At 72.8% G+C, this 12367-nt stretch carries 13 protein-coding genes; 4 read left to right on the top strand and 9 right to left on the bottom strand.

Features of this window, described 5'->3' with window-relative positions:
• Nucleotides 1-11 precede the first annotated feature (11 nt).
• The 6 genes from OHA37_RS30030 to OHA37_RS30005 form a co-directional block, all read right to left on the bottom strand.
• On the bottom strand, nt 12-545 hold the full coding sequence (locus OHA37_RS30030) for a GNAT family N-acetyltransferase (protein ID WP_266909735.1): 534 nt from the start codon (nt 543-545) through the stop codon (nt 12-14).
• Between the two features lie 51 nt (nt 546-596).
• A complete protein-coding gene (locus OHA37_RS30025; protein ID WP_266909733.1) occupies nt 597-2051 on the bottom strand; it encodes a penicillin-binding transpeptidase domain-containing protein in 1455 nt (484 codons plus the stop codon).
• A 62-nt stretch (nt 2052-2113) separates the two neighbouring features.
• On the bottom strand, nt 2114-2863 hold the full coding sequence (locus OHA37_RS30020; RefSeq protein ID WP_266909731.1) for a response regulator transcription factor: 750 nt from the start codon (nt 2861-2863) through the stop codon (nt 2114-2116).
• A gap of 56 nt (nt 2864-2919) precedes the next feature.
• Nucleotides 2920-4194 carry a sensor histidine kinase gene (locus OHA37_RS30015; RefSeq protein ID WP_266913208.1) on the bottom strand — a complete coding sequence of 425 codons (1275 nt, stop codon included), beginning with the start codon at nt 4192-4194 and terminating at the stop codon, nt 2920-2922.
• A gap of 79 nt (nt 4195-4273) precedes the next feature.
• Nucleotides 4274-5278: a hypothetical protein gene (locus OHA37_RS30010; protein ID WP_266909729.1), complete on the bottom strand. Its 1005-nt coding sequence runs from the start codon at nt 5276-5278 to the stop codon at nt 4274-4276.
• A 115-nt stretch (nt 5279-5393) separates the two neighbouring features.
• Nucleotides 5394-6179, bottom strand: a complete 786-nt coding sequence (locus OHA37_RS30005; protein ID WP_266909727.1) for an IclR family transcriptional regulator — start codon at nt 6177-6179, stop codon at nt 5394-5396.
• A 156-nt stretch (nt 6180-6335) separates the two neighbouring features.
• Between OHA37_RS30005 and OHA37_RS30000 the strand changes: the two genes are divergently transcribed.
• Entirely contained in the window at nt 6336-7859 is a 1524-nt protein-coding gene (locus OHA37_RS30000; RefSeq protein WP_266909725.1) for an aldehyde dehydrogenase (NADP(+)), read from the top strand.
• Nucleotides 7860-7879: 20 nt separating this feature from the next.
• On the opposite strand, the gene OHA37_RS29995 is transcribed toward OHA37_RS30000, so the two are convergent.
• Nucleotides 7880-8236: an SHOCT domain-containing protein gene (locus OHA37_RS29995; protein ID WP_266909723.1), complete on the bottom strand. Its 357-nt coding sequence runs from the start codon at nt 8234-8236 to the stop codon at nt 7880-7882.
• Nucleotides 8237-8247: 11 nt separating this feature from the next.
• Nucleotides 8248-8694, bottom strand: a complete 447-nt coding sequence (locus OHA37_RS29990) for a DUF6325 family protein (protein ID WP_266909721.1) — start codon at nt 8692-8694, stop codon at nt 8248-8250.
• Between the two features lie 125 nt (nt 8695-8819).
• Here OHA37_RS29990 and OHA37_RS29985 point away from each other — a divergent pair, with 125 nt between their 5' ends.
• The 3 genes from OHA37_RS29985 to OHA37_RS29975 all read left to right on the top strand — a co-directional run bounded on the left by OHA37_RS29985 (nt 8820) and on the right by OHA37_RS29975 (nt 10681).
• Entirely contained in the window at nt 8820-9047 is a 228-nt protein-coding gene (locus tag OHA37_RS29985) for a hypothetical protein (RefSeq protein ID WP_266909719.1), read from the top strand.
• A 92-nt stretch (nt 9048-9139) separates the two neighbouring features.
• Nucleotides 9140-10411: a TerD family protein gene (locus OHA37_RS29980; protein WP_266909717.1), complete on the top strand. Its 1272-nt coding sequence runs from the start codon at nt 9140-9142 to the stop codon at nt 10409-10411.
• A 102-nt stretch (nt 10412-10513) separates the two neighbouring features.
• Nucleotides 10514-10681, top strand: coding sequence for a hypothetical protein (locus OHA37_RS29975; RefSeq protein ID WP_243338429.1), 168 nt, complete (start codon nt 10514-10516; stop codon nt 10679-10681).
• 90 nt (nt 10682-10771) lie between these two features.
• Here the strand turns inward: OHA37_RS29975 and OHA37_RS29970 are convergent, their stop codons facing one another.
• Nucleotides 10772-12229: an alkaline phosphatase PhoX gene (locus OHA37_RS29970; RefSeq protein ID WP_266909715.1), complete on the bottom strand. Its 1458-nt coding sequence runs from the start codon at nt 12227-12229 to the stop codon at nt 10772-10774.
• Nucleotides 12230-12367 lie beyond the last annotated feature (138 nt).

The following is a 12367-nucleotide window of genomic DNA, read 5'->3' as shown; positions in this document are numbered from 1 at the left end:
GCCGCGGCGTCTCATTCCCCGGACGGGTCACCCCCCTGACCCGTCATTCCCCCCGGGTCCCCGATCGCTTCCACCGTGAGCCACAGGATGCGGTGGGAGCCCGCGGCCCGGACGCCTGCGGGGTCCGGGAGCCAGCCGTGGGTGGCGTAGAAGGCCTGGGCGCGGAGGTTGTGCTCGTAGACCTCCAGGCGGACCCTGCGGACGCCCGCGCGGCGCCAGGCGTCGAGGCAGGCCGCGTGCAGGGCCGCCCCGGTGCCGCGGCGCCAGTGGACGGGGTCCACGTGGAGCTGGGTGAGGGTGGTCTCGCCGTCGGCGGTGCGGAAGGCCGCCACCCCGGTGAGCTCGCCACCGCTCTCGGCGCAGAGCACCCCGCCGTCGGCCGCGGCCCGGGCCACCGCCCGGGACCAGCCCTCGCGGGTGCGCGCCAGTTCGGCGGCGCCGCCGTAGGCCTCCTCGGGTACCCGGCCCCGGTAGTAGGTGGCGCGGGCCCGGGTGTGGAGGGCGGCGATGGCGTCGAGGTCTGCGGGCTGCGCGGTCCTGATCATGGGAAGGAGAACGCGCCGGGAATCCCGCCGGTTCCCGGCGCGCTCCACGGGCTACTTCTTCAGCCAGGCCTTCATCATCTTCTGCGCCACCGGGGCGGCCAGCTTGCCGCCGGCGATCTCGGAGCGGTCGGTGTCCGACCCGACGATCACCACGGCGACGGCGATCTGCTTGCCGCCGGCCTTGCCGTACGTGGTGTACCAGGCGAGCGGCGGCAGGCTGTTGCCCACGCCGCGCTGAGCGGTACCGGTCTTGGCGCCCGACTCGACACCCGGGATCTGGACGTTCTTGCCGCCGCCTTCGGTGGCGACCGTCTTCATGGCGTCCTGGAGCATCGAGGCGGTCTTCCCGCTCATCACCTGCGTGGACTTCGGATCCTTGAAGCTCTCCAGCACGTTGCCGTTGGAGTCGGTGACCTCGGAGACCTCGTGCGGAGCGACGAGCTTGCCGCCGTTCTCGATCGCGGCACTCACCATCGCCATCTGGAGCGGAGTGGCCTGGACGTCGAACTGGCCGATACCCGTCTGCGCGACCTGGTCGACGGACATCTTCTTCGTCGGGTACTTGCTCGCGGGGTCGGTCCAGACGGGGAGCTTCTGCACCACGTTGAAGCCGAGCTTCTCGGCCATCGCCCGCATCTTGTCCTGGCCCAGCTTGTGCGCGAGGTCGGCGAAGACGTTGTTGCAGGACAGTTTGAGCGCGGTGCGGGGGCTGACGTTGTTGCACTGCTCGTCGGTCACCTCGCTCTTGAGCTTGAGCGTGGTGCCGGGGATCGTGTAGTTGCCGGGGACGGAGGTCGGCGTGTCGATGTTCGTGACCAGGCCGTTCTCGATGGCGGCCGCGAGGGTGACCAGCTTGAAGGTGGATCCGGGCGCCTGCGGCTTGCGCAGGGCCGTGTTCTCCATGGCCTTGCCCTGGTCCGCGTTGAGCGCCTCCCAGGCCTTCTGATCCGCCTCACCGGCGCCGGCGATGCTGCCCGGGTCGAAGGAGGGGTTGTTCACGACGGCCAGGATCTCGCCCGTCGCCGGGTCGAGCGCCACGGCCGAGCCCTGCTTGCCCTGCAGCGCGTCCCAGCCCGCCTTCTGGACATCCTTGTCGATCGTGGTGAGGACGTTGCCGGGGGCCGCCCGCTTGTTGGTGAGCGTGTCCATGATCGTCTTGAGCCGGTTGTCGGTGCCGTTGAGGATGTCCTTGTAGACGCCCTCCAGCATGCTCCACCCGAAGGCCTGGGAGCTGTAGCCGGTGATCGGCGCGTACAGCGGCCCGTCGGTGTAGGTCCGCTTGTACCGGAAGTCCTTGCCACCGGTGTCCTTGGAGCCGGTGATCGCCTCCCCGCCCACGATGATGTTCCCCAACGGGTTCTCGTACTTCCCGATGAGGTTGCGCCGGTTGTTCTTGTCGTCTGCGAGGGCCTGGCCTTGATATGCCTGCACCCAGGTGACCCGCACCAAAAGGGCCAGCACCAGAAGCAGACAGAAGACCGACGCACGCCTGATCGTCTTGTTCATCCCCCAGAAGGACGTCCCGTCCGCCCCAGCCGTTCCGCTCTGCCCCGATTGTGGCGGAGTTCTCAGCCTTTCTTCATGAGGAAGCCCCCCTCGTACGCCGCGATGACCGCCTGGGTCCGGTCCCGGGAGCCGGTCTTGGCCAGGACCGCGGCCACGTGCGTCTTGACCGTCTGAGGTCCGACCCCGAGCCGCTCGCTCACCTCGTGGTTGGAGAGCCCGGTGGCCATCAGCCGCAGTACGTCGGCCTCCCGGTCCGTGAGCCGGGCGACCCAGGGCGCGGTGGCCGGACCGGCCCCGGGCGGGGTGTGGGCGGCGGCCAGGGAGCGGACGGCCGCCGGGAAGAGCAGCGAGTCCCCCCGGGCCACGAGCCGGACCGCGGCGGTCAGCTCGTCGGGATCGGCCCGCTTGAGGAGGAACCCGGCGGCTCCCGCGCGCAGCGCCTCGTACACGTAGGCGTCGTTCTCGAAGGTGGTGACCACCACGATCCGGGGCGGCCCGGGCATGGTGGCGAGTATCCGCTCGGTGGCCCGGATCCCGTCGATCTCCGGCATCCGCACGTCCATCAGCACCACGTCGGGTTCCAGCGCCCGGACCACGGCCACGGCCTCTGCTCCGGTGGCCGCCTCCCCGACGACCTCCAGGTCGGGCTCGGCGTCGAGGATGACCCGCAGGGCGGTACGGACCATCCGCTCGTCGTCGGCCACGACCAGGCGCAGCGGCGGACGGGCCGGCACGGGGGTCCCCGGGGTCGCCGGGGTCACCGGGGTCACCGGGGTCACCGACGCGGGGGCCGACGCGGTCCCGGGCACCATGGTCGACGGGGTCCCCGGCGCTGGGGTCGACGGGTTCGCCGATGGGGTCGCCGCCGTCATCGGGTGCCCCCGCCGAGCGGGAGGACGGCCCGCAGCCGCCACCGGCCCTCGTGCGGCCCGGCCTCGACACGCCCGCCGAGCAGCGAAGCCCGCTCGGCGGCGCCCTGCAGCCCCCGGCCCCCGGTGGTCCGGGCCCCCGGAACGGCCGCCGGATCGTTCGTCATGACGATCTCCAGTTCCTCGTGTCCACCGTGCTCCCCGTATCCACCGTGCTCGTCGCGCCCACTGGATTCCCCCTGCTCACCGTGTCCCGCGGGTCCCCCGCGCACCCGTACGAGGATCCGCAGATCGACCGGGCCCGTCCCGTGCCGCAGGGCGTTGCTCAGCCCCTCCTGCACGATCCGGTACGCCTCGCGGGAGGCGATCGCCGGAAGCCACCCCCAGCCACCGGCCCGTCCGGGGTCCAGACGGGCCGCGATCGAGGTCCCGGAGGCCCGGCTGCGGGCCAGCAGCCCGTCGAGGTCGGCTGCGAGCGTCGGAGCGGCCGGCAGCCCGGCTCCCCCGGCGCCCGCTCCGTCGCCCTCGCGCAGCAGGCCGAGGACGGCGTCCAGCTCCCCCACCGTGCGCCGGGTGGTGTCCTCGATCGCGGCCAGCGCCTCCCGTACGAAGCCGGGGTCGCTGTCGAGCACCCGCCGGGCGGCGCTCGCCTGGAGGGTGACCGCGCTCAGGGCGTGCCCGACGGCGTCGTGCAGTTCCCGGGCCAGCCGGTTGCGGACCGCCAGATCCGCGGCGCGCTCCTCGGCGGCCGCCAGCCGGTCCGCCGCCGCCGGCCCGAGCAGGACGGGAGCCAGTCGGGCCAGCAGGGCCCCCGCCCCGGCGGCGCACAGGACGAGTCCGGCCAGCAGCCCGATCCCGAGCAGGGGGGCGACGTACGGCTGATCCGGCACGCCCAGCGGGCCGAGCCCGATCGGCAGCTCCCGCAGCGCGCTCACGAACGGCAGGGCCAGCAGCACCGCCGCCATGGGCGGTACCGCCAGGGTCATCCCGCTGACCAGCGCTCCGACCCCCAGGTGCAGGGTCCACCAGGCCGAGGCCCGCCCCCGGGCCGCCCAACTCCGGGCAGGCCCCTCGGCGAAACGCTCCCCCGACACCCCGCACAGGGCGCGCGCGGCGGCCACGGACATCGGCCGGACCAGCCGGAACAGCCCGGTCGCGGCGACGAGCGGCAAGGCGGCGGCGTAGGCGGCGAGGCTGAGCGGCAGGGACTCGCGCGCGTTGTCCCCGCCGGCGAGGACACCGACCGCCACCTCCGTGAGCAGGAAGTACGGCATCAACAGGGCCCCGCCGAGGATCAGATGGACCCAGCGCAGGGGTCTCCACCGCGGCCGCCACTCCACCCTGCCCTCTCCCTCAGCCTTCGCGGCGGCCGGCGAGGAACCGCCCCAGGACGGCGGTCGCGAGGAGGGCGGTGATCATCTGACCACCGTAGATCACGTAGCTCGCGGTGGTGGTCCGTTCTCCGGGTCCGGGGTCGCCGCTCGTGAAGGCCGCCAGCATCCACATCCCCCAGCACAGGGTCGCCGCCGACCCGGTCCACGCCACGGCCAGCGGCCATCCTGCCCGCCGGGTCCCGCCCCTGGCCAGCAGTACCGCCCCCGCCACCGCGGTCAGCGCGCATATCCCGTGGACCGCGGTGGCCACGGCGGTGTCCGAGGAGTACTGCGCGATCTGCGATGCGTTCTGCCCGGCCGTGCCGCCCAGCGCCCAGTAGAAGTGCGCCGCCGCGACCACCGCGCCCAGTGCCGCCGCGGCTCCCGCCACCACCCCCGTGGGTGACGGGAGCCGCGCGCCGAGGGGACCCTGCCAGCGGCGGCCCCAGCGCTCGCGCGCATAGGGCACGAACAGGCCGGCCAGGGCTACCGCCTGGACGATGAAGCCCGTGTAGACGACGTGGAAGACCCAGTCGTCGAGGAAGGGTTTCGCCGCCGTCGGCGCGGCCTCGTCCGGACCCAGACCCATGCCCCTCAGAAGGAGCTGGCCGGGGAAACCGAGCACGATGGGCGTCAGCAGGCCGGTGGCGACGAAGCTCGGAACCACCAGCAGCCAGGACGGAACCCGCTTGCCCCAGGGCCTGATGAGCACCAGGACGAGCAGGATCACGGCCGCGTCCATGAGTACCGTGACGGCGTTCGCCACGGTGAGGAGCAGCCGGGGCTCCAGCAGCACACTGCCCGCCGGTATACCCAGGTGACTCCCGGCCAGCCAGGCGGTCTTCAGGGCCAGGTACGGGACGGTGGCGGCGACGGCCACCGCGGCCAGGACCTTGCGCCCGGCCCCCGGCCCGGCGGCGGAGGGCTGTGCTGCGTCCTGGGTCGGTCGTGGTGGCTGCGGCAGGTGCACGGCTCGTGTGGTCATGGCTCAACGGTCCCGCGCCGGCGCCCCCGCCACCTCCCCCTTGAAGGGGAACCGCCTCCCCCGCCCGGGGGAGGAATCAGGTCCTCCGCCGCGCCGCGCCCCGGCGGCCCCGCGGCTACATCCGCCGCGTCACCACCGACAGCCGGTCGCGCGCCGCGAACAGCGCCGCCTTGATGCCCCGTTCGTGCCCCGGCGTCAGCCGGGCCACCGGCACCGAACAGCTCACCGCGTCCCGCGCCGGCGTCCGGTACGGCACCGCCACGCCGAAGCAGCGCAGCCCGAGCGTGTTCTCCTCCCGGTCCACCGCGTACCCCTGCTCCCGCACCAGGGCCAGGTCCTCGATGAGCCGCTCCCGGTCGGTGATGGTGTGCTCGGTGACGGCTTCGAGCCGCCGCGGCAGCAGTGCGCGTACCTCTTCGTCGGTGTGCGTGGCCAGCAGCGCCTTGCCGAGCGCCGTCGAGTGCACCGGGAGCCGCCGGCCGACGCGGGTGAAGGGCCGCAGGTAGTGCTGGGACTGCCGGGTCGCCAGGTAGACCACGCTCGTCCCGTCGAGACGGGCCAGGTGGATCGTCTCCGTCGTGTCGTCGGAGAGCCGGTCCAGCGTGGGCCGCGCCGCCGCGACCACCTCGTCCCCGTCGATGTACGAGCTGCCGACGAGCAGCGCCCGTACGCCGATGCCGTACCGCGTGCCCGTCGCATCCGTCTCCACCCAGCCCAGGTTCACCAGGGTCCGCAGCAGCATGTAGAGGCTGGATTTGGGCAGGGAGAGGTCGCTCTGGATGTCGGCCAGGCTGTGCAGCCCCGGCCGGGAAGCGAAATGTTCCAGCAACTGGACCGTGCGCACCGCCGACTTGACGGCCGCCTGCGCTCCCGAGCCCCCCGACTCTGCTGTGGTGGTCATCCGCCTTCGTGCCCCTCTGTCTCTTGCTGTCTCTTGTCAACCCGGAAGACACGGAAATAGAGTCCACGGTGGATGTGATCATTCATCCAACGGAACAGCGTTCACAATACTGAACGCATCCGCGCGGGTCAGCGTAGATCCAGGAGGCAGTTCGCCATGGCAGCAACACCAGTCTGGAGTGTGGACCCCCGCACCGGGAAGCACCGCGAGCAGGTTGCGGTGGAGGCCACACCCCGGGAGGTGGACGAAGCCGTGCGCGCGGCCCACGCCGCCCGCGGCTCGCTGGCCGACGCCGCGCGGCGCGCCGCCTTCCTGCGCACCGCCGCCGACCTGCTCGACGAGGCGGCCACCCACGTCATCGAGGCCGCCGACGCCGAGACGGCGCTCGGCCCCGGCCGGCTCACCGGCGAGCTCGCCCGCACCACGGGCCAGTTCCGCGCCTTCGCCGACGCCGTGGACGAGGGCTCCTACCTCGACATCCGCATCGACCACGCCGATCCCACCACCACCCCGCCCCGCCCCGAACTGCGCCGCTACAAGGTGCCGCTGGGCGTCGTCGCGGTCTACGCCGCCTCCAACTTCCCCCTCGCCTTCTCCGTGCCCGGCGGCGACACCGCCAGCGCGCTGGCCGCGGGCTGCCCGGTCGTGGTCAAGGCGCACCCCGACCACCCGGCCACCTCCGAGCTGTGCGCCTCGCTGCTGCGCCGGGCCGCCGTCGCCACCGGGCTGCCGGCCGAGGTCATTGCCGTGGTCCACGGGTTCGACGCCGGCCTGGAGCTGATCCGCCACCCGCTGGTCGGCGCCGCCGGGTTCACCGGGTCGATCCGGGGCGGCCGGGCCCTGTTCGACGCCGCCGCCGCGCGACCCGTACCGATCCCCTTCCACGGGGAACTGGGCTCCCTGAACCCGGTCGTGGTCACCCCGGCGGCCGCCGCGGAACGCGCCGAGGAGATCGGCGGCGGGCTGGCCGGCTCGGTCACGCTCGGCGTCGGCCAGTTCTGCGTCAAGCCCGGCCTGGTCCTCGTACCCGAGGGCGCGGACGGGGACCGGCTCGCGGGAGCGCTGACCAAGGCGCTCGGCGAGACCGAGCCCGGGGTGCTCCTCGACCACCGGATGCGGGAGAACTTCGTCGCCGGGGTCCGCGAACGCGCCGCGCTGCCGGGGGTCGACGCGCCCGTCACCCCCGGCTCCGGCGGCGAGCACACCGTCGGCGCGGGCTACCTGAGCGTGCCGGCGCGGACCCTGCTGGAGGGCGGGCCCTACGAGGTGCTCCTGGAGGAGTGCTTCGGCCCCGTCACCGTGCTCGCCCGGTACGCCGGCCAGGACGAGGCAGCCGCCCTGCTCGGGCGGCTCCCCGGGAACCTCACCGCGACCCTGCAGCTGTCGGCCGCCGAGGCGGACGGCGGCCCGGGTCCGGCGGCGAAGCTGATCTCCCAGGTCACGACGCTGGCCGGCCGGGTCGTGGTCAACGGCTGGCCGACCGGTGTGGCGGTGGCTCCGGCCCAGCACCACGGCGGCCCCTACCCGGCGGCGACCTCGCACTCCACCTCGGTCGGCGGCACCGCGATCGAGCGCTGGCTGCGCCCGGTGGCCTACCAGTCGGTGCCGGACGCCCTGCTCCCGGCGGAACTCCGCGAGGCCAACCCCCTGAACCTCCCGCGACGGGTCACGGGAGGCTAGAACCTGTCGGGGAGCCCCGATCAGCCGCTCAGGACCCGGGCCTTCTCCGTCGCGAACTCCTCGTCGGTGAGGAGGCCCTGGGCCTTGAGCTCGGCCAGCGCGGTGAGCTGGCCGACCCTGTCGACCGGCGCAGCCGGCGCCGCGGCGGGCTGCGGGGCCTGCTGCGACTGCTGCCAGGCCTGCTGCTGCGCGGCCGCCTGGGCTGCCGCCTGGTTGACCAAGGCCTGCTGCTCGGCCTCCGCCGCCAGTTGCTCCTGGTTGCTGCGCTCGGCGGCGTTGCGCTGCATCCGGCCGGAGACCGCGGTGGCCGTACCCGCCACGACCGCGGTGCGGGCCATCGCGCCCAGCAGACCGGGGCGTCCGAAGCGTCGTCGCATGGTGATCCTCCCTACTTCTCGGCCAGTGCGGCGACGGCTCGTTCGACGCCGTCCCGTGGAATGCGTTCCATGAAGAGCACCTGTCCGTCGGACTCCCGCAGCGCCGAGGCCAGGCGGGTGGCCCAGGAGTTCTCCCAGACCACCACGAGGGCCGAGGACTCCGGAGCCAGGCCCTGCGCCACGGTCTCCAGGTCCTCGTCGCTCAGCAGGTCGAACTCCTCGCCGAGGACCCGCTCGAACTGATCGGCCACCTCGGAGTCGGCGAGCTCCACCACGGACACCGCGCCGTCCCGCTCCTTGCGGACGAACGTGAGGTCGAGGATGCGCACCACTCCGCTCTCCTGGAGCTCGCGCAGGGCGGGGGCCACGTCACCGTTGAACCGATTGCCGTCGAAGGTGACCACGGCGACGTCCACCGGGCCGATCGATTCGGCCGTAAGAGCTGCACCAGCAGGCATGAGCAAGACCTCTTCCATAGCGCATGAAATCACCCCAAAAAGGATCTTACTCGGCAGGGCTGACACCGCATCGCGAGGCGCAAATTGCGTTGCGGCACGCCGCCCGGGAACGGCACCCTCGGCCCATGCCCAGACCTCACGGATTCTCGTACGAACAACGCGGCGACCAGAGCGTCGCCATCACCCACCAGGGCCGGTCCGCGGCCACCCTGCGGGGCGGGCGGGCCGCCGCCTTCCTGGCCGAGGTCGAAGCCGGTGACGCCCAGCTCGTCATGGCGCGCTGGACCGGCTCCTACAAGTTCGGCAACGAGCGGACCGCCAGGAACCACCCCCGCAACAAGGGCCGCGTCTGAGGCACGCGTGGGGCGCGGGTGAAGAACCGGGAAACCGGGTGAAAGTAAGGGAACGGCAAAGCCACCTCGGTCGTTCTCCCGGCATGACCGCTATGACCCCTGGTTCCAACCTGCCGCTCAATGCCGTCCGCGTGACGGTCGACGTGGCTGCCCCGGTGCGGCTCGACGTGTCCGCGCTGCTCCTCGCCGGCGACGGCAAGGTGCGTTCCGACGCCGATTTCATCTTCTTCAACCAGCCGTCCGGCCCCGGCGTCACCTACCGCTCGGGCGGCGGCACGGCACCGGACTCGATCACCGTGGACACCGGTTCGGTCCCGCCCGGCATCGAGCGGATCGTCATCACCGCCAGCCCGGACGCCGCGGGCCAGTCCTTCCAGGGCATCGAGCCCACCGCCACCGTCCGGGACGCCGGCAGCGGAGCGGTGATCTCCTCCTTCACCCCGCCGCAGCTCGGCACGGAGACGGCCCTGATCGTCGTCGAGGTCTACCAGCGCGGCGGTGTGTGGAAGGTGCGCGCGGTCGGCCAGGGATACGCGAACGGCCTTGCCGGCATCGCGACCGACTTCGGGGTCTCGGTGGACGAGGAGCCGGCTCCGGCGGCCGCCGCCCCGGCCCCCGTCGCCCCGCCCGCACCGCCCGTGCCCCCGGCTCCCCCGGCGGCGCCGCCCACGTACGCGGCCTCTCCCTGGCTCACCAGCGGCGCACCCGGCGGGGCCACCCCTGCACCCGCACCGGTCGCCCCCGCACCGGTCGCGGCCGCCGCCCCCGCACCCGCACCCGGCGCCGGGAAGATCAACCTCGACAAGGGCCGGGTCAGCCTCCAGAAGAACCAGACCGTGTCCCTGGTCAAGGGCGGCCGCCCGCTGCTCTCGCAGGTCAAGATGGGCCTCGGCTGGGAGCCCGCCTTCCGCGGCCGGAGCATCGACCTGGACGCCTCGGTCATCGCGTACGGCCCGCAGCGCAACCACATCGACAGCTGCTACTTCGGCAAGCTGTCCATCCTGGGCGGCTCGGTCAAGCACTCCGGCGACAACCTCACCGGCGAGGGCGCGGGCGACGACGAGGTGATCGTCGTCGACCTCGGCCGGCTGCCGGCGGAGGCGACGGGCCTCGTCTTCACGGTCAACTCCTTCTCCGGCCAGAAGTTCACCGAGGTGGCCAAGGCCTACTGCCGCCTCATCGACGCCGCGACGAACGAGGAGCTGGTCCGCTTCGACCTCACCAGCGCCGAGCCGCAGACCGGCGTGATGATGGCCAAGCTGATCAAGCAGTTCTCCGGCGAATGGGAGATGACGGCCATGGGAGAGTTTGTGAAGTCGCGCACAGTGCGGGGCATGGTCAAACCGGCCGCACAGGCACTCTGAGCAGGTGAGCGGGCACATGGAGCGACGGACGCCCTCACCGGGTGATCTGTTCCACCCTTAATACGGAGGTGGCTGTCAGTGCCCGCCCGTAGCCTTGGAACCATGCACCAGACACTCCAGCCCGCGGGCCCCGCGCGCCCGTCCGCCGCCGAGGCGAACGAGGCGATCCGGCAGCTCGTCGAGAGCCGGGTGGACGGCGAGTGGCCCTCCGAGGCGTACGAGTTCCTCCTCGAAGAATGGGCCGCGGCCAGCCGCGCCGAAGCTCAGTAAACGAACAGACGTACAGACGAACAGACGAGACAACGAGAAGAGCCGCCGGGCCCGAGGCCCCGGCGGCTCTTCTCATGTCGGGGTACCCGGTCAGCGCCCGCGGCGCCACGGTCCCGTGACGGCCAGCATGATGCCCGGGTCCTGCAGGTTGGCGAACAGCGTCCGCCCGTCCGGCGAGAAGCACACGCCCGTGAACTCCGAGTACTCCGGCTCCTCGGCCGTCCCCAGGTTCATCTCGTTGCGGGCCAGCGGGTACGTGCGCCCCGACTCGGTCGCGCCGAAGAGGTGCTGCAGCCCCGACCCGTCCTCGGCGATGATCAGACCGCCGTACGGGGAGACCGTGATGTTGTCCGGGCCGTCGTACCCGCCGTCCACCGACGGGTCGGCGTTCACCCCGAGCAGGACCTGCAGCCGCACGGTGCGCCGCTTGGGGTCGTAGAACCACACCTGGCCGTCGTGGGCCGCGCCCGGGCTCTCCTCACGGGCGTAGGAGGAGACGAAGTACGCACCGCCGTCGGCCCACCACATGCCCTCCAGCTTGCGCGCGCGGGTCACGGCGGCCACCCCGAACTGCTTGCGCACCGCCACCGTGCGCGCGTCGCGGTCCGGGACCGGCACCCAGTCCACCCCGTAGGTGGTCCCGATCTTCGTCGCCCGCGAGAGGTCGTCGACGAACAGCCCCGCGCTGTCGAAGCACTTGGCGGCCGCCAGCACACCGGCGTCGTCGGCGAGGGTACGGAGCTTGCCGCGCCCGTGGCGGAAGCCGGCCGGCGGGGTCCAGCGGAAGAGCAGCCCGTTGGGGTTGGAGGCGTCCTCGGTGAGGTAGGCGTGGCCGCGGCGCGGGTCGATGACCACGGCCTCGTGGTCATAGCGCCCGAACGCCTTGACCGGCTTCGGGCCGAGGTTGGCGCGGCGGTCGTGGGGGTCGACCTCGAAGACGTAGCCGTGGTCCTTGGTCATCCCGTTCTTGCCGGCGAGGTCCGAGTTCTCCTCGCAGGTCAGCCAGGTGTCCCAGGGGGTGGAGCCGCCCGCGCAGTTGGTCGACGTACCGGAGATGCCCACCCACTCGGCGACCTCGCCGCCGCGCCGGACCTCGACGACCGTGCAGCCGCCGGCCGCGGCCGGGTCGTAGACGAGGCCCTCCGCGAGCGGGACGGGGTGCTTCCAGTTCGCGCGCGGGCCCTTCAGCTCGTGGTTGTTGACGAGGAGGGTGACTCCCCGGTGGCCCGCGAAGGCGGCCGTGCCGTCGTGGTTGGACGGGGTGCTCTCGCCCGAGTCGAGCGCGGTGACACCGCTGTGGGTGATCACGCGGTACGTGAATCCGGCGGGGAGGGCCAGGATTCCGGCCGGGTCGGGCACGAGCGGGCCGTAGCCGGGGCCGCGACCGTGGCCGCCCTGACCCTGCTCGCTGCCGGCGTCCTGCGGTGCGCCGTCGTCCGCGGCGAGGGCCCCGGGGGCGGTGGCGAGTGCGCCGACCGTTCCGGTGAGCGCGACTCCCGCACCCGCGAGTGCGGTGCGGGTGGTGAAATCTCTGCGGCTGAGCGGCATCGGGTCTCCAGGGGTGGGGAGGTGGTGCGCCTGTCGTACGGTCGTCGGCGCACACGCTCCCGCCCGCACGTGAACGCCGACTGAACTACCCGGGAAAACGAATCGACCCCTTGCCCGGCGTCCTCCTTGGCCGAGTCC

Source organism: Streptomyces sp. NBC_00335, assembly GCF_036127095.1.
In the GTDB taxonomy this organism is placed as follows: domain Bacteria; phylum Actinomycetota; class Actinomycetes; order Streptomycetales; family Streptomycetaceae; genus Streptomyces.
Note: the sequence above shows the minus strand (reverse complement) of the source record. Positions and strands in the feature narration are given on the sequence as shown.

Excerpts from the sequence above, each read along its gene's own strand:
- OHA37_RS29980 (WP_266909717.1), top strand. The coding sequence starts at position 9,140 with ATGACCCCTGGTTCCAACCTGCCGCTCAATGCCGTCCGCGTGACGGTC.
- OHA37_RS29970 (WP_266909715.1), bottom strand. The coding sequence starts at position 12,229 with ATGCCGCTCAGCCGCAGAGATTTCACCACCCGCACCGCACTCGCGGGT.
- OHA37_RS30020 (WP_266909731.1), bottom strand. The coding sequence starts at position 2,863 with ATGGTGCCCGGGACCGCGTCGGCCCCCGCGTCGGTGACCCCGGTGACC.
- OHA37_RS30025 (WP_266909733.1), bottom strand. The coding sequence starts at position 2,051 with ATGAACAAGACGATCAGGCGTGCGTCGGTCTTCTGTCTGCTTCTGGTG.
- OHA37_RS30015 (WP_266913208.1), bottom strand. The coding sequence starts at position 4,194 with ATGCCGTACTTCCTGCTCACGGAGGTGGCGGTCGGTGTCCTCGCCGGC.
- OHA37_RS30010 (WP_266909729.1), bottom strand. The coding sequence starts at position 5,278 with ATGACCACACGAGCCGTGCACCTGCCGCAGCCACCACGACCGACCCAG.
- OHA37_RS29990 (WP_266909721.1), bottom strand. The coding sequence starts at position 8,694 with ATGCCTGCTGGTGCAGCTCTTACGGCCGAATCGATCGGCCCGGTGGAC.
- OHA37_RS29985 (WP_266909719.1), top strand. The coding sequence starts at position 8,820 with ATGCCCAGACCTCACGGATTCTCGTACGAACAACGCGGCGACCAGAGC.
- OHA37_RS30030 (WP_266909735.1), bottom strand. The coding sequence starts at position 545 with ATGATCAGGACCGCGCAGCCCGCAGACCTCGACGCCATCGCCGCCCTC.
- OHA37_RS29995 (WP_266909723.1), bottom strand. The coding sequence starts at position 8,236 with ATGCGACGACGCTTCGGACGCCCCGGTCTGCTGGGCGCGATGGCCCGC.
- OHA37_RS30000 (WP_266909725.1), top strand. The coding sequence starts at position 6,336 with ATGGCAGCAACACCAGTCTGGAGTGTGGACCCCCGCACCGGGAAGCAC.
- OHA37_RS30005 (WP_266909727.1), bottom strand. The coding sequence starts at position 6,179 with ATGACCACCACAGCAGAGTCGGGGGGCTCGGGAGCGCAGGCGGCCGTC.
- OHA37_RS29975 (WP_243338429.1), top strand. The coding sequence starts at position 10,514 with ATGCACCAGACACTCCAGCCCGCGGGCCCCGCGCGCCCGTCCGCCGCC.